Genomic DNA, 19906 nt, shown 5'->3' on the forward strand with positions numbered 1-19906 from the left:
CAGTCAGGCTCCAGCCTCGGAGCCTGCGGGTATTGACTGGGAGTCAGGAGCCAAAGTGCCGTTTATGTAGCAAGTTGAGGACACTTTATAAAATGTTGACGTTTTTGCGCCGACTTCTGTTGAGCACCGCGACCCTTGTCGCCGTGACCAGCCCAGTATTTGCCGCCGGCAAGCCATCGCCGGTTCTCTACAACAGCCTCGCCCACGCCGCGCCGGAACTCAATCCCCAAGCGCTCAAAGGTGCATTGAACGCCATGCAGTGCGCAGTCAACAACGGCGCAAAGCCCTCGCGGCATCTGGCGATCATCGACTATTCGCAACCGTCCACCGAACGTCGTCTGTGGATCTTCGACCTGAGCAAACAGAAATTGGTGCTGCGGGATCTGGTCGCCCACGGTTCCAATTCCGGGGAAAACTTCGCCACACAGTTTTCCAACCGCGAAGGCAGTTATCAGTCCAGTCTTGGCCTGTTCCGCACCCAGGAAAGCTACGAAGGCACCCACGGCTATTCACTGCGCATGGACGGCCTGGAACCCGGTTTCAATGATCTGGCCCGCGATCGCGCGATCGTGATTCATGCCGCCAGCTACGTGAACCCGCTGTGGAGCAAGCGTCAGGGCCGCATCGGCCGCAGTCAGGGTTGCCCCGCCGTGCGGCCGCAGATCGCCAAACAGGTGATCGATCGCCTGAAGAACGGCCAGTTCATGTTTTCCTGGTACCCGGATCAGCGCTGGCTGCAAAAGTCACCGTACCTGAACTGCCAGCCGCAGCAGGTGGCGAGCATTCTCAACACCCACGCCAGTTAACGCGCGTCGCCGCCGGCGGGTTTGTAGAAGAGGAACCTGCCGGTCTGCGCGGTGTTGCGATAGGCCTTGGCCCAGCTCGGGTGCACGCCGCGGTCGTGAAAATACAGGGCGCCGCGGGTGCGGTCCTTGAGCTGGCGATTCAACGCCTTGCCAGCGATTTCCTTGGCCAGCGCGTATTCGGCGTCTTCCTTGACCTGATCGGGCTTGCCATCGCACCACCAGGAAAACTGGCAGTTGCCGCTTTCCGAGCCTTGCTTGACCACCGCGCACACCGTGTCGGGAAAGCCTTCATGGCCGAGGCGATTCATCACCACGCTGGCGACGGCCTCCATTTCCGGGGTGTCCTTGCCCTTGGCTTCCCAATAGATGCTGCGCGCCAGACAGGTCAGCGGATCGTCCAGCGGCGCGGCCCCGGCCGGGTCCACTGCCTGCGCTTCGGTGGGGGTGATGGCCTCGGATTTCGGCGCCGGAGCAGCACTGACTTTATCCGCCGCTTTCTCCTCCAGCACCTCGGCTTTCTGTTCCGCCTTGGCCTCGATAGGGGCCTGAGCGCCGGCCCATGCTGCGCCGGCAAAAACAATCCACAACAAACCGCCCGCCAAGCCTTTCAATCCCATGTCGGTTCTTCCGTCAGCGCCCGTCGGGGGCAAGATGTTACGTCGGTGAGACGCCCGGTTTGCGGGGTCTTCGCAGAGTGTAGCGAGCAAATACGCGGGCACACCAGTGCAGAAAAAATCCGCCGCAAAGAAAAACACATTCACCCACCGGGGGCCTTTCGCGCATCATGGGCGCATTCAGCTCAAGGGAGATTTCCATGCGCTTCATGCCGTCCGTTTCGCGTTGTGCCGCATTGTCGCTGGGCGTGGTGTTCGCCACCTCGGCGCTGGCCGCCGATGAACTGCAATTGATCGAGTCGATCAACAGCTATCGCAGCCAGCCGCAGCGTTGCGGCAGCCAGGCGTCGAACGAGTTGCCGCCGTTGTCGGCCGACCCGCGCCTGCGACTGCCCGCCAGTGGCGCGGTCGATTTGCAGCAGGCCATGGCCAGCGCCCGCTATCCGATGGTCAACGTTCAAGCGATCACTCTCAACGGCCCGCGCGATGCGGCGTCAGCAATGAAGGCGATTCAGGAAAGCTTCTGTCAGGTGGTGCTCGACCCGCAGTTTGTCGATATCGGCGTCAACCGCGTTGACCGCGACTGGCGCATCGTCCTCGCGCGGCCGTTGCTGACGGCGAAACTCGGCGATGCGCAAAGCGAAGGGCAAAAGCTGCTGGCGCAACTCAATACCGCCCGCAGTCAGGCCCGTCAGTGCGGCGGCCAGTCCTTCGCGGCGGCAGCACCGCTCGCCTGGAACGCCACGCTGGGCACCGTTGCCCAGGATCACAGCCGCGACATGGCCAACAATAATTATCTCGACCACAAGGACCGCGACGGCCGCACACCCGGCGACCGCGCCGAACTGTCCGGTTACAGTGGGCAACTGGTTGGCGAAAACATCGCCGCCGGGCAGGACACTGTCGGCAAGGTCGTCGACGGCTGGCTCGCCAGCCCCGGTCATTGCGCCAACCTGATGAACCCGCAATATCAGGAACTGGGCGCCGCGTACGCAACCGATCCGAAAAGCAACGCCGGCATTTACTGGACGGCAATGTTTGGCGCACCGTAAGGCATCATCGACGCCGTCAATCACTCGGTCAGCCAGAGTGATTGGACGGCGTGGCGAGCGCAGCCTACCCTGCGCGATCTGCGCCCGCTGACGGCGCTCCACATCCACGAGGCGAGCCCATGACACAGCGTGAATTGATCGATGGTCACAACCGCCGCGTGGATTATCTGCGCCTGTCGGTCACCGACCGCTGCGATTTTCGCTGCGTCTACTGCATGGCCGAGGACATGCAGTTCCTGCCGCGCCAGCAGATCCTCACCCTCGAAGAACTGTTTCAGGTAGCGCAAAGCTTCGTCGCCCTCGGCACGCGCAAAATCCGCCTGACCGGCGGCGAGCCGCTGATCCGCCCCGGCGTCGTGCAGCTGTGTGAGCAGATTGCCGCCCTGCCCGGCCTGCGCGAACTGTGCCTGACCACCAACGGTTCGCAGTTGGGCCGGCTGGCCAGGCCGCTGTTCGACGCCGGGGTCAAGCGCCTCAATATCAGCCTCGACAGCCTCGACCCGCAGCGCTTCAAGGAACTGACGCGCACCGGCGATCTGGCGCAAGTCATCGACGGCATCGATGCCGCCCGTGCCGCCGGTTTCACCCGCACCAAACTCAATTGCGTGGTGATGCAAGGGCGTAACGACCACGAGATCAACGATCTGGTCAGTTTCGCCATCGAGCGTGATCTGGATATTTCCTTCATCGAAGAAATGCCGCTGGGCGCGATCGCCGAACACAGCCGCGCCGAGTCGTTCTATTCCAGCGCGCAGGTGCGTGAACGCATCGCCGAACGCTTTACCCTGATCGACTCCACCGAATCCACGCAAGGGCCGTCGCGCTACTGGCGCGTAGCCGAAGCGCCGAACATTCGCCTGGGGTTCATTTCACCGCACAGCCACAACTTTTGCGGCACCTGCAACCGCGTGCGCCTGACCGTCGAAGGTCGCTTGCTGCTGTGTCTGGGCAACGAGCATTCGATGGACCTCAAAGCGGTGTTGCGCGCGCATCCGGGCCACCCGGAACGCTTGGAAAACGCGATCATCGAGGCAATGAAACTCAAGCCCTATCGACACAACTTCGAAGTCAACGACGACGTGCAAGTGGTGCGTTTCATGAACATGACCGGCGGCTGATTCGCCACGCAACAGGGACCGCGAAATGATCGTCAGACCGAGACCCAATCAGTTCGCCGTGCTGTTCACCCTCAGAGGTTCGATCGCCAAACGCATTGCCGTGCGCACCTTGATGCTGACGCTGCTGGCGGCGGTGATTGTGCTGGTTGAAATCCTTGTGCCGCGCTACTTCGCCGAGATCAACGCGACGCCGTTCACCCTGCTCGGCCTGTCGCTGTCGATTTTCCTCAGCTTTCGCAACAACGCCTGTTACGACCGCTGGTACGAGGGCCGCAAGGCCTGGGGCGAAGTGCTGCTGCGGGTGCGCGCGGTGATGCGCGAAACCCAGGGCATCGACGACGCCAGCCTGCGTCGGCAACTGTTGCGCAATTTGTGCGGGTTTGCCCATGCATTGAACGCCCGGCTACGCACAGAGAGTGAGGCGCAGGCCAGTGCCGACTGGGTCAGCCCGCTGATCGACGAGGCTGTACCGGACCACTGCGGGCAGATCCTGCACCACGTCGGGCGCCAGTTTTCCGAGCTGGAAACGGCCGGTGTGCTGTCGCCATGGCGTTATCAATTACTGGCCAGTCACCTGACCTGCCTGAGCCAGGCCCAGGCCGTGTGCGACCGGATCAAGAACACGCCGCTGCCCTTCCCTTATACCCTGCTGCTGCACCGCACTATCTACCTGTTCTGCCTTTTGCTGCCCTTCGCCATGGCGCAATCGCTGGGTTGGTTGACGCCGCTGTTCACGGCGATTGTCAGTTACACCTTTTTCGGCTTCGACGCGATTGCCGATGAACTCGAAGACCCGTTCGGGCGTGATGAAAACGACCTGCCGACCGACGCACTGGTGCGTACCCTGGAGCGCGACGTGCTGCACGAACTCGGCGTCTCGCCATTGCCGCCCGCGCCGCAACCGGACGATTACGTCCTGCGCTGAATGGCACAGCGGCGGGCCCGGCGTGTTCACTCTGGACCGAGGTGCGGACATTCGCGAGCAGGCTCGCTCCCACAGTTGAAATGCATTGCAATGTGGGAGCGAGCCTGCTCGCGAAAAAGGCAACTCGGTCAATCAGACCAAACGCACCAAGCGACACCGGCAAATTTTGCGTTTACAGGCGCGCGAATTCCCCCTTACTATCCGGGCACACCGGTCGCCGGGCCCGCCCTGCTGCCGACGCTTTCCGCCAACGGAAACAAGCGTTATGAGCACGTCACCACAACAACCCCAAAGGTTGCACGTCTCTGCCGTACGCGCCCACTGCAACCGGGGCCGCGTATGAACCGCATCGTCAATCTGCCCATGGCCCTGCGCCGTTCCAAGCTGCGTCACTCCGCACGCCCGCCGGATATCGCCTGCTGATTTCTGTCAGTCACTAAGCCATTGTGGCGAGGGAGCGTGCTCCCGCTGGACTGCCTGGCAGCCCCGCCTTTGAATCAACAAGCGAGAGCCGCTTCGCGCCTCAGCGGGAGCAAGCTCCCTCGCCACAGGTTCTGTGTCCTCTGACTGATCTCCCTATGAAATCCCTGCCGGGACGCCCTGCGTCCGGCCGAATCTGCGCGCCTGTGCGGCGCCATCGTGAGTGATTTGCCATGAAATTCGCAGCCATCGAAGACGCACGCCTGTTCCTCGAACAGAACCCCGATATCGACATGATCGAGCTGTTCATCCTCGACGCCAACGGCGTGCCGCGCGGCAAGCTGTTGCACCGTGAAGAGCTGCTCGCCGTGTATGAAAGCGGCCGGCCGCTGCCGAGCACGATTCTCGGTTTGACCGTGCAGGGCGAGGACGTCGAGAACTCCGGACTGGTCTGGGACGTCGGCGATATCGACTGCCGCGCCTATCCGCTGCAAGGCAGTCTGGTGCGCCTGCCATGGCGGCAGATTCCGACTGCAGCGGTGCAGGTCAGCATGCACCCGACCGAAGGCCTGCCGGCGAGCATCGCTGATCCTCGGCACTTGCTGATCAAGGTGATCGACGGGCTCAAGGCCGAGGGATATCACCCGATCATGGCCTGCGAGCTGGAGTTCTATCTGCTCGACGCCAAACGCGATCACAACGGCCGCCCGCAACCGGCGCTGGACGCCGACGGCGGGCGACCGCGACACACGCAGGTCTATGGTTTGCGCGAGCTGGAACAGATCGAACCGTTCCTCGCTGACCTCTACAGCGCCTGCAAACTGCACGGCATTCCGGCGCGCACGGCAATTTCCGAATACGCCCCGGGCCAGGTGGAAATCACCCTCGAACACGGCGATGCACTGGCAGCGATGGATCAGGCGGTGCGTTACAAACGCCTGGTCAAAGGCGTGGCGCACAAGCACGGCATGCAGGCGACATTCATGGCCAAGCCGTTCGACGATCTGGCCGGCACCGGCATGCACATGCACGTCAGCCTCGCGGACGCCGACGGCCGTAATCTGTTCGCCTCGCAAGACCCGGCCGGCACACCGCTGTTGCGCACGGCGATTGGCGGCATGCTCGCGTCCTTGCTCGATTCGCTGCTGCTGTTTTGCCCCAACGCCAACTCCTACCGACGTTTCCAGGCCAACAGCTACGCGCCACTGGCGCCGACCTGGGGCGTCGACAATCGCACCGTCAGCCTGCGGGTTCTCGGCGGGCCAGCGCCGACGCGGCACATCGAACACCGCCTCTGTGGCGCCGACGCCAACCCGTATCTGGCGGCGGCAGCGATCCTCGCCGGCATCCATCGCGGCATTCGTGAAGAGCTGGATCCGGGCGCGCCGGTCGAGGGTAATGGCTATGCCCAGGCTAAAGAGTTGTTGCCGACCGATTGGCTGACGTCGTTACAGGCGCTGGAAAATTCCGCGTGGGCACGGCAGGCGCTGGGGGAGGAATTCCTTGGGGTTTATCTGGCGGTGAAGCGTGCCGAGTATCGGCAGTTCATGGCGGAAGTGGGTGAGCAGGATTGGCGGTGGTACCTGACCGAGGCCTGAGGATTCACCACAACCCCTGTAGGAGTGAGCCTGCTCGCGATAGCGGTGTGTCAGACAATTGATTTTTGACTGACGCACCGCTATCGCGAGCAGGCTCACTCCTACAGGGGACCGTGTACCAACCTGAATTTTTGTGGACCCTGACATGACCATTCGCTGCAATTCCTACTACACCGCCACCCTCAACCACGACACCGACTACCCCACCCTGCAAGGCCGGCACAAGGTCGATGTGGTGATCATCGGCGGCGGTTTCACCGGTGTCGCCACTGCTGTCGAACTGGCGGAAAAAGGCCTGAAAGTCGCCATCGTCGAAAGCCACAAAATTGGCTGGGGCGCCACCGGACGCAATGGCGGGCAAGTCACCGGCAGCCTCTCCGGCGACGGTGCGATGCGCAAACAGATGCGCGCCAGTCTTGGCGATGACGTCGACGATTTCATCTGGCACCTGCGCTGGCGCGGGCATGAAATCATCCGCCAGCGCGTCGAGAAATATGCGATCCAGTGCGACCTCAAACACGGCCATCTGCACGCGGCGTACAAGCCGAGCCACATGACCGATCTGCGCAAGGACTACGACGAAGCCGTGCGCCGAGGTCTGGGCGATGAAGTGAGCCTGCTCGACCGCAGCCAGGTTCGTGATTTGCTGCAAAGCGAGCTTTACCACGGCGCAATCAAGAACACCCGCAACATGCACCTGCACCCGCTCAACCTGTGCATCGGCGAAGCGCGGGCGGCCGAAAGCCTCGGTGCGCTGATCTTCGAAAACAGTGAAGTGCTGGAGATCATTCACGGCGAAAACCCTGGCGTGCGCACCGCCCACGGCCAGATCGCCGCCAATCAGGTGATGCTCGCCGGCGACGTCTACCACAAACTCGAACCGGGTCAGCTCAAGGGCAAGATTTTTCCGGCCATGGGCGGCATCGTCACCACCGCGCCGCTCGGCGATCTGGCGCAACAGATCAACCGCGAAGACCTCGCCGTCTATGACTGCCGCTTCGTCCTCGATTACTACCGGCTCACCGCCGACGGCAGGTTGCTGTTTGGTGGTGGCGCGAATTACAGCGGCAAGGACTCACGGGACATTGCCGCCGAACTGCGCCCGTGCATCGAGCGCACGTTCCCGGCGCTAAAAGGCGTGCCGATCGATTACCAGTGGAGCTGCGCCATGGGCATCGTCATCAACCGCATCCCGCAACTGGGCAAACTCTCGGACAACGTCTGGTATTGCCAGGGCTACTCGGGACACGGCATCGCCACCACGCACATCATGGGCGAAATCATGAGCCGGGCGATCACCGGGCAGCTGGAGCAGTTCGACACCTTCGCCGCGTGCCGGCACATTCGCGTACCGATGGGCGACCTGCTCGGCAACCCGTTGCTGGCGGCGGGGATGTGGTATTACCAGATGCTTGAGCGGTTGCGCTGACTGGACCGGCCCTTTCGCGAGCAGGCTCGCTCCCACATTGGATTTGTGAACTACACAATACCCTGTGGGAGCGAGCCTGCTCGCGATGAGCCCCTCAAATCCAACCCAAAATTCAATCCGGCAACTGCTCCACCACAATCCCCAACCGCTGGTAATCCTCGACATTCCCCGACCCCGGATGCCGCTCGGTAATCAACCTGTGCAGGCGCGTGCACGGCGCCACCACAAACGGCTCCACCGCCCCCAGCTTGTCCGCCGTGGTCACCGCAATTACCCGCGTCGCGCTGTTGAGCATCGCCTGTTTGATCGGCACTTCATCGAAATGCAGCGAGGTGATCCCGACCTCGGGATGAATCGCACAAACGCCGGTAATCGCCAGATCAGCCTTGATCCCCGCCAGCAGTCGCAGCGCTTCCTGACCACTCGCCGACATCGAATGCGGATTCAATTCGCCGCCCGCCAGAATCACTTTCACGCCCTTGTATTCGGACAGGGCAATCGCCGTCAGCGGTGATGCGGTCACGGCGGTAATGCAGATGTCGGCGGGTAACGCCCGCGCTACCTGCAAGGTGGTCGAGCCGGAGTCGAACAATACAATCTGCCCGTTCTCGATGTGCTGGGCCGCCAATTGCGCCAAGCGCACTTTGATCTCGTCCGTCTCATCCAGGCGGGTGAAGTAATCCTTGCCGGAATCTTTCGGTCGCGGCAACGCCCCGCCATGCACGCGCTGCACCAGACCGGCGTTGTCCAGTTCGGCGAGATCGCGGCGGATGGTGTCTTCGGAGACTGCAAAATGCTGGCTCAGCTCGGAGGCCATGACCTTGCCGTCACGCTCAAGAAGCAAAAGGATTTTCTGCCGGCGCAGCGAAGGCAATTCAGCGATGGAGTGGTCGTGCATGGTTATGCCTGTTTGTGCTTGTAATTGCAGGTTTCAGCGACACTAGCGAAAGTCTCGGGCGAATACAAACGCAGCGGCCATCAATGCTTTCGATCATTGGAATCAACAAGGCGAATTTTTTCTTTGCGTTGCGCCTGTTCACAATGGCCCCACTCTTAAAAGCTCAGGATGAACCGCCCATGAATCTCAATTTCGCCTTCGCCTGCATGATCGTCGTGTCGTTCGCGATTGCCCTGGGCCACGCCTGACAGCAAGTCAAACCGAGGCGAGCAATTGCTCACGCAACCATTTATGTGCCGGATCGCGGTGCATGCGCTCAGCCCAGAACATCGCCATTTCATAACCGGGCACCTGCAACGGTGCATCGACCACTTGCAGCGCCGGATTGCCGCGGACCAGGCGTGACGGCAGCATCGCCACCAGATCGGTGCTGGCCAGTACCGACATCGCCATCAGAAAGTGCGGCACCGACAACACCACTTTCCGCGCCAGGCCGACCTCGGCCAGCGCCTTGTCGGTCACGCCGAAAAAGCCTCCGCCCTCTCGCGACACCAGCACGTGCTCCAACTCACAAAATTGCTCGCGGCTGGGCGCCCGGGTCAATCCCGGATGACCGATGCGCCCGGCCAGCACATAGCGTTCAGTGAACAACGGTCGCCGATGCAACTCCGCCGGCGCGTCCTCGCTGATATGCAGGGCCAGATCGAACACGCCCTGCTCAGCCTGCTTGACCATTTGCGCGGGCGTCAGGTCGATGATCGCCAGCCGGGTGCCCGGCGCCTGTTCGCGCAAATGGCTGAGCGCTGGCAGGACGACAGTGGATTCACCGTAATCGGTCGCGGCGATTTTCCAGCTGTTCTTCGCCTGCGCGGGGTCGAACACATCCGCTGGCGCCACCGCCCTTTCCAGCGCCTCCAGCGCTTCACGCAATGGCTCGCGCAGTTCATCGGCGCGCGCGGTCGGGCGCATGCCTCTTGGGCCGGGCAGCAACAGCGGATCGTTGAAGATTTCGCGCAGTCTGGCCAAATGCACGCTCACCGACGGCTGCGACAAATGCAGACGCTGCGCCGCGCGGGTGACGTTGTGCTCGGCGAGCAATACGTCGAGGGTCAGCAGCAGGTTGATATCGAGGCGTCTCAAATTATTCATGACTATACCAGACATATCAGACATTCATTTCCAATATACCTGGCGAGCGCCGATCCTGCAGTCATCAACTCAAGGAGCACCCGACATGAATGTATTACTGGTTTACGCCCACCCTGAATCGACTTCGCTCAACGGCTCGCTGCGCGACTTCACCGTCCAGCGACTGCAAGCTGCCGGACACTCCGTGCAGGTGTCCGATCTGTACGCAATGAACTGGAAACCCGTGCTCGACGCCGATGACGCACCGCAGCGCGATCAATCGCAACCGTTCCACGCCTCCCTCGACTCGAAACGAGCCTACGCCGACGGCACCCAGGCCGCCGACATCGCCCGCGAGCAAGAGAAACTGCGCTGGGCCGACGCACTGATCCTGCAATTCCCGATGTGGTGGTTCAGCATGCCGGCGATCCTCAAAGGCTGGTTCGACCGCGTCTACGCCTACGGCTTCGCCTATGGCGTCGGCGAACACTCCGACAGCCGCTGGGGCGAGCGATACGGCGAGGGGAAAATGCAGGGCAAACGGGCGATGTTGCTGGTTACCACCGGCGGCTGGGAATCGCACTACAGCCCACGCGGGATCAATGGGCCGATGGACGATTTACTGTTTCCGATTCAACACGGGATTCTGTATTACCCAGGGTTTGATGTGGTGCCACCGTTTGTGGTGTATCGCACCAGCCGGATGGATGAGGCGCGGTATGGCCAGACCACTGAGGAACTGGGGTTGCGCCTGGATGAAATGTGGAGTGTGCGGCCGATCGGGTTTCGGCAGCAGAATGGTGGGGAGTATGAGATTCCGGGGTTGACGTTGAAGGATGAGATTGCGCCGGGCCTGGAGGGTTTTTCAGTGCACATCCGCTAGCCCCTCACCCTAACCCTCTCCCAAAGGGAGAGGGGACTGACCGAGTTGTTCTGGCAAATTACGCCGATCTGGGATATCGAGCCGAACTCAAGTTTTGAACAGCCCCCGATCTGCTCCCTTCCCCCTCGCCCCCTTTGGGGGAGAGGGCTGGGGTGAGGGGGATGGATCTGACTGACACGCCGTAATCGCCAGGCACCACTGGCTTGCTTCAAGTTTCCTGGCGCACCCGCCGAAACTGCACCAACAACGCCGGGGCAAAATGCAGCAGCACCATCCGGCTCAGATGATGCGTCAGGATAAACACCACATTCAGCCCACCCCCAAACGCGACAATCGCAATCGTCTCGATCGCGCCAGGCATGTACGCCAGCCACAACGACAGCGGATCACTGCCAAGCCACCGCGCGGCTACCTCAGCAAACATCGCTGCGACGACGATCATCAAACCCACCGAGACCAACGCCGTGCGCCCATGTCGCGCCAGTTCCGCGATGCCAAGTCCCTGAAACCGCGAGCCGATGCGCACGCCGAGAATCAGTGCCGCCAGGTTCAAGCTCCACTCCGGCATGTGAAAGCCATGCAGCCATCCCGACTTCACAAACACCGCGGTAAGGAGGATCGCAGTAAGCATGAATGGCGCCGGGACGCCGATCAGCAGCAGCAAACGCCCGAGCAATACGCTCAAAGCGATGACTGAGCATGCGGTCAGCGCCATGCCTGTGGTCAACGGATCGCTGGCCACTTCCACCACTGCGGCTTGCCCGGGAATGAGCAAACTCACCAGCACGGTGATCAAGAGCAGCCGCATCAGGTGCACGATGATGACCTTGCTCGAAGCCTTTTCCGATTCAAGCAAATCGAACACCGCGGCCAATGCGCCGGGATACACCGCCAACAGCGCATCGGTGCAATTCCAGCCGGCGCCCCGGGTGAGCCACCAGCCAGCGAGGGCGATTTGGACGGCCAGGCAGATCAGCAAGATGCCAAGGCTGGGCAACATCGTTGAGGCCGTTTCGCTGTCCCAAGCTTCGAACATCAGCCCGGTGGCGATACCCAGGGTGACCTGGATGTAGCCAAGTCCATAAGGGGTTGCCGGGGCGATGCCGGTTTTGCTGGCAAACAACGCGGTCACCACAATCGAGCCCAACAACAAGCCGTGAGGCAGACCTTCAAACTGCAACAACGCGCCGAAACCGGCGGCAATCAACAAGCACACAATGGATTTCATAGTCGCCTTCCTGGCTATCCAACTGACACACCACCATTTCCCTGTAGGAGCTGCCGAAGGCTGCGATCTTTTGATTTTTTTAAGATCAAGATCAAAAGATCGCAGCCTTCGGCAGCTCCTACGGGGGGATTTGCGTTTTATGCGCGAAGCCGTGCAATCGCCCGCCGATACTTCTCGACCCGCTCCAGATCCTCCCAACTCGGCGAGGTGATCCGCGAGATATCGCTGTTCTCTTCCAGATCCGCCAGTTTCACTACCCGGCCGATCGGGTTCTGCGCGGCGCGGTCGACGAAATCATCATAGGACTCGCCGGGCACTTTGCTCACCGCTGCAATCGCCGCCAGCACCTCTTCGCTGAAACCTTCCCCGCGCAAATCATCCAGACTCACGCCGCAATCCTCGACCACATCGTGCAGCACAGCGACGATGCGTTCTTCCAGCGTGTTCATGCGCAACATGACTTTCAGCGGATGCAAAATGTACGGCGCGCCGCCCTTGTCCACCTGCCCGGTGTGGGCCGTGGCGGCAATGGCGATGGCGCGTTCGAGAGTTTGGGCCATGGGAATCGAATCCTGCGCTGGATGTTTCTGATTGTTGCGCAGTGTACGCGAAGATCGCGCAGCGCGAAGCCGATTGAACCTTGCCCGCCTGCGCCGCCTCGAAACCAGACAAGCGCCAAATCACCGATCAGACGCGGCGCCATTGGAGAGGAACTGCCGATGAAAACCCGACTGCTGCTCCTGATCGCCACATTCGCCATCATCCCCACTTGCGTCATGGCCGAAGGCTGCGACGTCCAGACCCGCTCCTCCAGCGCCGCAGTGCCCGCCGTGGAAACCCACAGCTGCTACGAATACGAAGGCATGCCCGTGGACTCCATCAACTGGTCGTGCAGCAACGAAAGCAAGGACACCCTCAACGCCACCAAGAAAAAAGTCGAGCGCTGCGACGACCACTACCAGGCCACCTGCACCGCTCGCCTCACCCAGGAATCCCTCGCCAATCCGCACTCGACCAGCAAAGACAAAAGCGCCAAACCGCTGAACATGCCCGACAACGCCAAAGTCACCACGTATTACTACGACGGTGAGCATCTGGCTCAGGCGAAGATTGATTGTGAGAACAGTGGTGGTGACTGGAAGGCCAAGTAGCTTCCAGGATCTGTCAAAAAGCCCGGCTGGATGCCGGGCTTGCTGTATTTGAACCCACCATCAGCCCTCACCAGCGCCGCTGCTGGTACCGCTATCGTTCGACTGCTTCGAACCACTGGGCTTGGAGCCCGAAGGGGTTGAGCCGTCATTGTTGGTGGTGTTGCCCTGAGTGCCCTTGGGCACGGTGGCGCCGTTGGAATGAATGTCTTCCGGCGCACTCGGGTTGGTTTGGCTGTTGCCGTCGTTTGCAGTGGGGTCAGGGGTGTCGCTGGCGGCTGTTGCGTAGAGCGAGGTGGCGGATAACAGGGTGGCCAGGGAGAGTGCTGCGAGTTTGACTGGGCGCATATCGATGGTTCCTTTGCGGGGTGAGTTACGCATTGGAAACAGGTATTCGGTGAAAATGCGGGGCGGCTGACGAATGGCAGGGATAAAAAACCCGACGCCTCGAAGAGACATCAGGTTAATAAAGACAGCATCTTGTTCGCAGAAAAAAGCCCGGCTCAAAAGACCGGGCTTTCAGCTTGCGACACTCATCAACTACCGCCGCTCCCGCCACTGCTGCTACCGGACGGTTGACCCGCAGGGCTGGGTTTAGAGGCAGAAGGCACCGGCCCATTGTCGGTCTTGCCACCATCGCCACCTTGGGGTAGCGAATCGGCATCCGGGTCGGCATTGGTGGCTGGAGACGCCGGTTCTCGAGTCTGGCTGGTGCCGTCGCTCGCCGTCGGGGTCGACGTTTCGCCCGCCGCGAGCGTATACGGCGAACTGCCGAACAGCAACGCCGCGAGAGTAATCACCGCAAATCTATGGTTCAGCATGGTGGCTCTTCCTTTGCGTGTGGAGTTACAGCATTGGAAGCAGGTGCGCGGCGAACGTGCGGCGCGTCGGACGAATGGTTATCACCCAAACGGCTCACGCACGTTCGACGTCTGAAAACTCAATAGGAAAACACCCCATGTGGCGAGGGAGCTTGCTCCCGCTGGGCTGCGAAGCGGCCCCAAAACCGGACAGTCCGTTTCTCTTAGACACACTGAACCCCTCCAATTACGACGACTGCGTCGCCGAGCGGGAGCAAGCTCCCTCGCCACAGGTATGCGTCGCACGTCCTACAGGTCGATTGTGGCTAATGAAATTGGTGCCTATCTTCGGTCTGCGAACCCGCACGTATTTACCACCCTTCGACTCGCAGCGAATGGCAGTAGCAGCCAGAATCATGGTGCAGGATTTGATTGATGTGTTTCGGGTGATTGAACAGCAGGGATTTAATGGGCCTAATGAGTAACAAGAATGAATACCGCACAGATGAGTGCTTTTCAGAATAGCCCTGATTTCCCAAGGGCTGCATTAACCGCGCATTTGCGCCTTAATAACAGCCCTCGGAAATTCTAAACTCCGAAAAGCTGTTACGGCTTCTCCTGCTTTTTGAGAATCAACTCCACAATTTTAACCAGCTCAGGCGATGTCCCCTCAACCGAAAAGTCTGCAGCTCCAGATTGCAATAAGGATTTATGAAATCCATTAACTGTATCATCACTCAGCTTCGACTTACTGAGTGCCACATACGTCTTGATTGCAGTCAACTTCGCATATGCCTCGCTTTCAAGATTCAAATTAGTCATCATCAGCTTTAGAATGACCCTTAGCACCCACACGCCTACCGACCCCAAAAGAATGGCGAGAGCAACAAGATAGTGATCTGGCAAAGTAAGGTTTAAAAAATCAACCTTCTCAACCTTATCTGACGAATAAGTCATATGAAGGAGGACACCCAACAAGGAAACCACCAGCACTATCAAAAAACCAGCCCCACCTGAAAATATCAAAGCCCTGAGTCGGTGATGCTTTCTTTTCTCATCCCAAAACTTTACAGGCTCATTAGAGATAACGCTGTCGGTAACAGTACTTGCAAAATTTTCTATTTCTTCGACGGCGGCGATTTTAGCCTTTTCCGAAAACTCTCTAATCAGCTCAACTTTCGCATCCCCGTCTTCCTTAATTGCCTTGAGATATCTATCAGATTGGTCGTTTACAGCTTTTTGGTAATTATTCAACTCCGAAAACGTTGACTCTTTCGTTGATTTGATTTCATCTGCCAGATTACTCTTCCAACTTTTATAAAAATCTTCCAAAGCAACAGCTGAGGCGTTCATCGATGATCTGTAAACGAATAGAGCCATTTTGAGTGTATCACCACTTACTACTGCGACCTTGAATTCGCCAGACAAACCCTCGTCAAAACAAGGGAGCCTCCGAGTTACATTGGCCTCTTTAATTCTGTGACCAAAGACTTTTAGACTGCCGTTAGCTTTATCCAGATCCTCCTGTATTTTATGCAAATCGTGTAAGTATTCAATAATTTCCGGAACATCAGCTTCCGCGATACTACCACCGGGGTAAGCACGCGAAGTTACTTCTTTCCAAAAATCAATTTCATTAACCAACCAATCTGCGGCAAGCTCCTTTGTCTCTGTAAAAAGCGCCATATCCAATGCTGCAAAATCCTTTATAAACTTCCCTTTCATACAGCACTCCAAATATCCCATTCATTCATCAAAATTTAACAAACTACTGCATTTAAAATCGTTCACACCAAGCACAATGTCTGGCTGCCAGAAGCCAAGACAGGCACAAACGTAAAGACTCACCCACGACACGACACGTGTGCCAATCAGATAATGGCACAAAGATATCATTTAAGACACTATGCAAAATGATGACAGACACAAAATCAAAGACACAAAAAAACCGCATTTCCTGCGGTTTTTTTCGGTATCAGCTGTCCCGAATGTCGAACAAGATCCTCTCTCAAAAATTCGCCGGCGTATTCGCACTGATAATCTCAGCCTCATCCGCCCCGATATTGCGGAACTTATGCGGCAGCGTGGTCGGAAAGTAATACCCGTCCCCCGCACTCAGCACACTCACCTGTCCATCCACGGTCAACTCCACGGTGCCGCGCGTCACCAGCCCGCACTCTTCGCCTTCGGCATGCACGATTGGCTCTTCGCCGGAGCTCGCGCCGGGGGCGTATTGTTCGCGGAGCAGGCGCATCTGGCGGCTGGGGACGGAGGCGCCGATGAGCAGCAGGCGCAGGCCGTGGCGGCCGAGGTCGGGTTGTTCGTTGGCGCGGAAGACGTATTGGTGTTCGCGCGGCGGCTGGTCGAAGGTGAAGAAGTCGGCCAGGGACATCGGTATGCCTTCGAGCAGCTTTTTCAGCGAGCTGACGGAGGGGCTGACGCGGTTCTGTTCGATCAGCGAGATGGTCGCGTTGGTCACGCCGCTGCGCCGGGCGAGCTCGCGCTGGGAGAGTTTGTAGCTTTCGCGTACTAGTTTGAGTCGAGAACCCGTATCCATGACTGCCTTATGTTGAGGTACTTAAGGGTAATGGGGGTGGGTGGCGGGTGACGCGCAGGTCGCGCGGATCACGTTGCTCCCGTGTCCCGGAACCGTGAAAGGCGGCTATTAAATCACGTTTGCGGGTGTTGCTCAGCAGGTTCGATGGATGGTTGGGCAAAAGTCATTTATGCCTTGGTAATCCCGACCTGTAGGAGTGAGCCTGCTCGCGATGGCGGTGTGTCAGGTAATGATTCGGGGCTGACACACCGCTATCGCGAGCAGGCTCACTCCTACGGTTGGATTCTGGTGTGTCAGGAATTGCATTGGTGGCTGGAGTGGGCTCTTCGCGAGCAGGCTCGCTCCCACAGGGAAAACCGGCGCGGTCTTGGGGACCGTCGCCGGTGAGGTCAATCAGACGCCGAAACGGTCGCGCAGGGAATAGTAGACCGCGCCCAAAGCGGTGAGCGGTGCGGAGAAGGTGCGGCCGCCGAGCATCGGCATGTGCGGCAGTGAGGCGAAGGCGTTGAAGCGTTCGGCGTCGCCGCGGATCATTTCCGAGATCAGTTTGCCGGCCAGGTGCGAGCAGGTAACGCCGTGACCGCTGTAGCCCTGCATGTAGTAGGCGTTCTTTTCGATACGACCGAATTGCGGCATGCGCGACATGGTCAGCAGGAAATTTCCGGTCCAGCGGTAGTCGATTTTCACGTCCTTGAGCTGCGGGAAGGTCTTGAGGATCTTCGGCCGAATCAGCTGTTCGATGTCGTCCGGCTCCCGCGCGCCGTAGACCACGCCGCCGCCATAAAGCAGACGGTTGTCAGCGGTGAGGCGATAGTAATCGAGCAGGTAATTACAGTCTTCGACGCAATAGTTGTTGGTGATCAGGCTGCGTGCCTGCTGCTCGGTCAGCGGTTCGGTGACGACGATCTGCGAGCCGCACGGCATGCTTTTCGCGGTGACGCGGTTGTCGAGGCCTTGCGGCAGATAAGCATTGCCGGCGATCAGCAGGTATTTGGCGCGGACCAGCCCTTTGGCGGTGCGCACGGTGATCGGCTCGCCGTAGGTAATTTCCACCGCCGCCGATTGCTCGTAGATCTTGCCGCCCAAACGCACGATGGCAGCGGCCTCCCCTAGCGCCAGATTCAACGGATGAACGTGGCCACCCTGCATGTCCAGCAAACCGCCAACGTAAGCATCGGAGCCGACTTCGCGACGAATGTCCGCTGCATCGAGCATCTGCAGATTGCGGTTGCCGTAGCGTTCCCAGTTGCGCTTCTGCTCGGCCAGACCGTTGAGTTGCTTCTTGTTCATCGCCGCGAAAATACCGCCCGGGCGATAGTCGCACTTGATGTCGTAATCCTGGATGCGCGAACGGATGATGTCGGCGCCTTCGAAGATCATGCTGCCGAGGATTTCCGCAGTCTTGTCGCCGTAGCGCTCTTCGATGACATCGACGTCGCGGCTGTAGGAGTTGACCAATTGCCCGCCGTTGCGACCGCTGGCGCCGTAGCCGACTTTCGCCGCTTCCAGCACCGTGACTTTGTAGCCGGCTTCGCAGAGGAACAGCGCCGAGGACAGGCCGGTATAGCCGGCGCCGATGATGCAGACGTCGCAGTCCAGCGCTTCTTCGAGAATCGGAAAGTCGATGACTTCGTTGCGGGTGGCGGCGTAGTAGCTGTTGACGTGTTGCTGTTTCATACATTTCTCCGAGGGTCGCCAACCAGGGGCGACCGCCGCTGTAAAAGAATTAGAGCTTGATCCAGGTCGCTTTCAGCTCGGTGTACTTGTCGAACGCATGCAGCGATTTGTCGCGACCGTTGCCCGATTGCTTGAAACCACCGAACGGTGCGGTCATGTCGCCGCCGTCGTACTGGTTGATCCAGACACTACCGGCACGCAGACCACGGGCGAAGGTGTGCGCCTTGCTCAGGTTGCTGGTCCACACACCGGCGGCAAGGCCGAAGATGCTGTCGTTGGCGATCTGCAGGGCTTCTTCAGCGGTGTCGAAGGTGATCAGCGACAACACCGGGCCGAAGATTTCTTCTTGGGCGATAGTCATCGCATTGGTCACGCCGTCGAAAATCGCTGGCTGCACGTAGAGGCCACCGGTTTCTTCAAGGGTGCGCTGGCCGCCGGCAATCAGCTCGGCGCCCTCCTCGCGACCGATGCTGATATAGCGCAGCACGTTGTCGAGCTGACGCTGGTCGACCACGGCGCCGACAGTGGTGGCCGGATCCAGCGCATGCCCCGGTTTCCACGCTTGCAAGGCTTCCACCAGCAGCGGAATAAACTGCTCGCGGATCGAACGTTCGACCAGCAGGCGCGAACCGGCGGTGCAGACTTCACCCTGATTGAAGGCGATGGCACCGGCCGCTGCTTGGGCTGCGGCGCGCAGATCCGGTGCGTCGGCAAACACCACGTTCGGGCTCTTGCCGCCGGCCTCGAGCCAGACGCGTTTCATGTTGCTTTGGCCCGCGTAAATCATCAGTTGCTTGGCGATCGCCGTGGAACCGGTGAAGGCCAGGACGTCGACATCCATATGCAACGCCAGCGCCTTGCCGACGGTGTGACCGAAGCCCGGCAGCACGTTGAACACGCCCTTCGGAATCCCGGCCTCCAGCCCAAGCTGCGCAATACGGATGGCGGTCAGTGGCGACTTTTCCGAAGGCTTGAGAATGAACGAGTTACCCGCTGCCAGCGCTGGAGCGAACTTCCAGCTGGCCATGATCAGCGGGAAATTCCACGGCACGATCGCCGCGACCACACCGGCGGGCTCGCGGGTGACGAGGCCGAGTTGGTCGTGCGGGGTGGCGGCGACTTCGTCGTAGATCTTGTCGATGGCCTCGGCGCTCCAGCGGATCGCGTTGGCGGTGGCCGGGATGTCGATGCTCATCGAATCGCTGATCGGTTTGCCCATGTCGAGGGTTTCCAGCAGCGCCAGTTCTTCCTGGTGCTGCAGGATCAGATCGGCGAAGCGGATCAGGATGCGCTTGCGCTCGGCCGGGGCTTTTTTCGCCCAGACACCGGAGTTGAACGATCGACGCGCGGCTTCCACCGCGAGGTTGGCGTCGGCTTCATCGGTACTGGCGACGGCGGCGAGAAAGCGGCCATCGACCGGGCTCAGGCATTCGAAGGTGTCGCCACTGATCGCCGGGCGGTATTCACCGTTGATGAAGGCGCGGGATTCGATGGACAGGGACTGGAAGCGTTGTTCCCAGTCGTTGCGGGTTGTGGTCATTGTTATGAGCTCGACAAAAGGAATGGGGATGGGCGAACGCACGCCAAACGAAATCTGATAACCCGTTCCCATGTAGGAGCTGCCG

20 protein-coding genes are annotated in these 19906 nt (G+C 59.8%); 9 read left to right on the forward strand and 11 right to left on the reverse strand.

The genetic code is table 11. The annotated features are described in order from the left end of the window. Positions 1-92 precede the first annotated feature (92 nt). Positions 93-806: a murein L,D-transpeptidase catalytic domain family protein gene (locus QRN33_RS23055; protein ID WP_064363540.1), complete on the forward strand. Its 714-nt coding sequence runs from the start codon at positions 93-95 to the stop codon at positions 804-806. Here QRN33_RS23055 and QRN33_RS23060 read toward each other — a convergent pair. After that, the gene (locus QRN33_RS23060; protein WP_083352509.1) at positions 803-1423 is read right to left on the reverse strand and encodes a cell wall hydrolase; all 621 of its coding nucleotides are present in this window, start codon (positions 1421-1423) and stop codon (positions 803-805) included. The genes QRN33_RS23055 and QRN33_RS23060 overlap by 4 nt on opposite strands. A gap of 197 nt (positions 1424-1620) precedes the next feature. On the opposite strand from QRN33_RS23060, the gene QRN33_RS23065 reads away from it, so the two are divergent. The 5 genes from QRN33_RS23065 to QRN33_RS23085 all read left to right on the forward strand — a co-directional run bounded on the left by QRN33_RS23065 (position 1621) and on the right by QRN33_RS23085 (position 7962). After that, positions 1621-2472, forward strand: a complete 852-nt coding sequence (locus QRN33_RS23065) for a CAP domain-containing protein (protein ID WP_285410302.1) — start codon at positions 1621-1623, stop codon at positions 2470-2472. A gap of 119 nt (positions 2473-2591) precedes the next feature. Next, entirely contained in the window at positions 2592-3590 is a 999-nt protein-coding gene (moaA, locus tag QRN33_RS23070) for a GTP 3',8-cyclase MoaA (RefSeq protein WP_041480911.1), read from the forward strand. A 25-nt stretch (positions 3591-3615) separates the two neighbouring features. Continuing rightward, on the forward strand, positions 3616-4515 hold the full coding sequence (locus QRN33_RS23075; RefSeq protein ID WP_285410305.1) for a bestrophin family protein: 900 nt from the start codon (positions 3616-3618) through the stop codon (positions 4513-4515). Between the two features lie 653 nt (positions 4516-5168). Next, positions 5169-6533 (forward strand): glutamine synthetase family protein, encoded by a 1365-nt coding sequence (locus QRN33_RS23080; RefSeq protein ID WP_285410307.1) that lies wholly within the window; start codon positions 5169-5171, stop codon positions 6531-6533. 145 nt (positions 6534-6678) lie between these two features. Then, the gene (locus QRN33_RS23085) at positions 6679-7962 is read left to right on the forward strand and encodes an NAD(P)/FAD-dependent oxidoreductase (protein WP_285410309.1); all 1284 of its coding nucleotides are present in this window, start codon (positions 6679-6681) and stop codon (positions 7960-7962) included. A 112-nt stretch (positions 7963-8074) separates the two neighbouring features. Here the strand turns inward: QRN33_RS23085 and QRN33_RS23090 are convergent, their stop codons facing one another. Then, a complete protein-coding gene (locus tag QRN33_RS23090) occupies positions 8075-8860 on the reverse strand; it encodes a DeoR/GlpR family DNA-binding transcription regulator (protein WP_064363547.1) in 786 nt (261 codons plus the stop codon). A gap of 83 nt (positions 8861-8943) precedes the next feature. Here QRN33_RS23090 and QRN33_RS23095 point away from each other — a divergent pair, with 83 nt between their 5' ends. Beyond that, positions 8944-9108 (forward strand): hypothetical protein, encoded by a 165-nt coding sequence (locus QRN33_RS23095; protein ID WP_165839223.1) that lies wholly within the window; start codon positions 8944-8946, stop codon positions 9106-9108. Positions 9109-9115: 7 nt separating this feature from the next. Here the strand turns inward: QRN33_RS23095 and QRN33_RS23100 are convergent, their stop codons facing one another. Next, positions 9116-10009 carry a LysR family transcriptional regulator gene (locus QRN33_RS23100; protein ID WP_285410312.1) on the reverse strand — a complete coding sequence of 298 codons (894 nt, stop codon included), beginning with the start codon at positions 10007-10009 and terminating at the stop codon, positions 9116-9118. 85 nt (positions 10010-10094) lie between these two features. Here QRN33_RS23100 and QRN33_RS23105 point away from each other — a divergent pair, with 85 nt between their 5' ends. Then, a complete protein-coding gene (locus QRN33_RS23105) occupies positions 10095-10871 on the forward strand; it encodes an NAD(P)H-dependent oxidoreductase (RefSeq protein WP_285410314.1) in 777 nt (258 codons plus the stop codon). Between the two features lie 208 nt (positions 10872-11079). Here the strand turns inward: QRN33_RS23105 and QRN33_RS23110 are convergent, their stop codons facing one another. Next, positions 11080-12099: an AbrB family transcriptional regulator gene (locus QRN33_RS23110; protein ID WP_285410316.1), complete on the reverse strand. Its 1020-nt coding sequence runs from the start codon at positions 12097-12099 to the stop codon at positions 11080-11082. A gap of 137 nt (positions 12100-12236) precedes the next feature. Continuing rightward, a complete protein-coding gene (locus QRN33_RS23115) occupies positions 12237-12659 on the reverse strand; it encodes an HD domain-containing protein (RefSeq protein ID WP_285410317.1) in 423 nt (140 codons plus the stop codon). A gap of 159 nt (positions 12660-12818) precedes the next feature. On the opposite strand from QRN33_RS23115, the gene QRN33_RS23120 reads away from it, so the two are divergent. Further along, the gene (locus QRN33_RS23120; protein WP_042609320.1) at positions 12819-13250 is read left to right on the forward strand and encodes a hypothetical protein; all 432 of its coding nucleotides are present in this window, start codon (positions 12819-12821) and stop codon (positions 13248-13250) included. A gap of 60 nt (positions 13251-13310) precedes the next feature. On the opposite strand, the gene QRN33_RS23125 is transcribed toward QRN33_RS23120, so the two are convergent. The 6 genes from QRN33_RS23125 to QRN33_RS23150 all read right to left on the reverse strand — a co-directional run bounded on the left by QRN33_RS23125 (position 13311) and on the right by QRN33_RS23150 (position 19821). Further along, a complete protein-coding gene (locus tag QRN33_RS23125; protein ID WP_285410319.1) occupies positions 13311-13595 on the reverse strand; it encodes a hypothetical protein in 285 nt (94 codons plus the stop codon). 188 nt (positions 13596-13783) lie between these two features. Continuing rightward, positions 13784-14068, reverse strand: a complete 285-nt coding sequence (locus QRN33_RS23130) for a hypothetical protein (RefSeq protein WP_285410321.1) — start codon at positions 14066-14068, stop codon at positions 13784-13786. A 585-nt stretch (positions 14069-14653) separates the two neighbouring features. Next, positions 14654-15772, reverse strand: coding sequence for a DUF6161 domain-containing protein (locus QRN33_RS23135; protein ID WP_285410323.1), 1119 nt, complete (start codon positions 15770-15772; stop codon positions 14654-14656). A gap of 283 nt (positions 15773-16055) precedes the next feature. Beyond that, entirely contained in the window at positions 16056-16604 is a 549-nt protein-coding gene (locus tag QRN33_RS23140; RefSeq protein WP_011333561.1) for a cupin domain-containing protein, read from the reverse strand. 393 nt (positions 16605-16997) lie between these two features. After that, positions 16998-18281 (reverse strand): NAD(P)/FAD-dependent oxidoreductase, encoded by a 1284-nt coding sequence (locus tag QRN33_RS23145; RefSeq protein ID WP_285410325.1) that lies wholly within the window; start codon positions 18279-18281, stop codon positions 16998-17000. Between the two features lie 49 nt (positions 18282-18330). After that, positions 18331-19821, reverse strand: coding sequence for an aldehyde dehydrogenase (locus QRN33_RS23150; protein ID WP_285410327.1), 1491 nt, complete (start codon positions 19819-19821; stop codon positions 18331-18333). Positions 19822-19906: the final 85 nt, after the last annotated feature.

Source organism: Pseudomonas sp. FR229a, from assembly GCF_030209115.1.
In the GTDB taxonomy this organism is placed as follows: Bacteria; Pseudomonadota; Gammaproteobacteria; order Pseudomonadales; family Pseudomonadaceae; genus Aquipseudomonas; species Aquipseudomonas moraviensis_A.

Excerpts from the sequence above, each read along its gene's own strand:
- QRN33_RS23095 (WP_165839223.1), top strand. The coding sequence starts at position 8,944 with ATGCTTTCGATCATTGGAATCAACAAGGCGAATTTTTTCTTTGCGTTG.
- QRN33_RS23055 (WP_064363540.1), top strand. The coding sequence starts at position 93 with ATGTTGACGTTTTTGCGCCGACTTCTGTTGAGCACCGCGACCCTTGTC.
- QRN33_RS23085 (WP_285410309.1), top strand. The coding sequence starts at position 6,679 with ATGACCATTCGCTGCAATTCCTACTACACCGCCACCCTCAACCACGAC.
- QRN33_RS23100 (WP_285410312.1), bottom strand. The coding sequence starts at position 10,009 with ATGAATAATTTGAGACGCCTCGATATCAACCTGCTGCTGACCCTCGAC.
- QRN33_RS23090 (WP_064363547.1), bottom strand. The coding sequence starts at position 8,860 with ATGCACGACCACTCCATCGCTGAATTGCCTTCGCTGCGCCGGCAGAAA.
- QRN33_RS23105 (WP_285410314.1), top strand. The coding sequence starts at position 10,095 with ATGAATGTATTACTGGTTTACGCCCACCCTGAATCGACTTCGCTCAAC.
- QRN33_RS23150 (WP_285410327.1), bottom strand. The coding sequence starts at position 19,821 with ATGACCACAACCCGCAACGACTGGGAACAACGCTTCCAGTCCCTGTCC.
- QRN33_RS23075 (WP_285410305.1), top strand. The coding sequence starts at position 3,616 with ATGATCGTCAGACCGAGACCCAATCAGTTCGCCGTGCTGTTCACCCTC.
- QRN33_RS23060 (WP_083352509.1), bottom strand. The coding sequence starts at position 1,423 with ATGGGATTGAAAGGCTTGGCGGGCGGTTTGTTGTGGATTGTTTTTGCC.
- QRN33_RS23135 (WP_285410323.1), bottom strand. The coding sequence starts at position 15,772 with ATGAAAGGGAAGTTTATAAAGGATTTTGCAGCATTGGATATGGCGCTT.
- QRN33_RS23145 (WP_285410325.1), bottom strand. The coding sequence starts at position 18,281 with ATGAAACAGCAACACGTCAACAGCTACTACGCCGCCACCCGCAACGAA.
- QRN33_RS23115 (WP_285410317.1), bottom strand. The coding sequence starts at position 12,659 with ATGGCCCAAACTCTCGAACGCGCCATCGCCATTGCCGCCACGGCCCAC.
- QRN33_RS23080 (WP_285410307.1), top strand. The coding sequence starts at position 5,169 with ATGAAATTCGCAGCCATCGAAGACGCACGCCTGTTCCTCGAACAGAAC.
- QRN33_RS23130 (WP_285410321.1), bottom strand. The coding sequence starts at position 14,068 with ATGCTGAACCATAGATTTGCGGTGATTACTCTCGCGGCGTTGCTGTTC.
- QRN33_RS23140 (WP_011333561.1), bottom strand. The coding sequence starts at position 16,604 with ATGGATACGGGTTCTCGACTCAAACTAGTACGCGAAAGCTACAAACTC.
- QRN33_RS23125 (WP_285410319.1), bottom strand. The coding sequence starts at position 13,595 with ATGCGCCCAGTCAAACTCGCAGCACTCTCCCTGGCCACCCTGTTATCC.
- QRN33_RS23065 (WP_285410302.1), top strand. The coding sequence starts at position 1,621 with ATGCGCTTCATGCCGTCCGTTTCGCGTTGTGCCGCATTGTCGCTGGGC.
- moaA (WP_041480911.1), top strand. The coding sequence starts at position 2,592 with ATGACACAGCGTGAATTGATCGATGGTCACAACCGCCGCGTGGATTAT.
- QRN33_RS23120 (WP_042609320.1), top strand. The coding sequence starts at position 12,819 with ATGAAAACCCGACTGCTGCTCCTGATCGCCACATTCGCCATCATCCCC.
- QRN33_RS23110 (WP_285410316.1), bottom strand. The coding sequence starts at position 12,099 with ATGAAATCCATTGTGTGCTTGTTGATTGCCGCCGGTTTCGGCGCGTTG.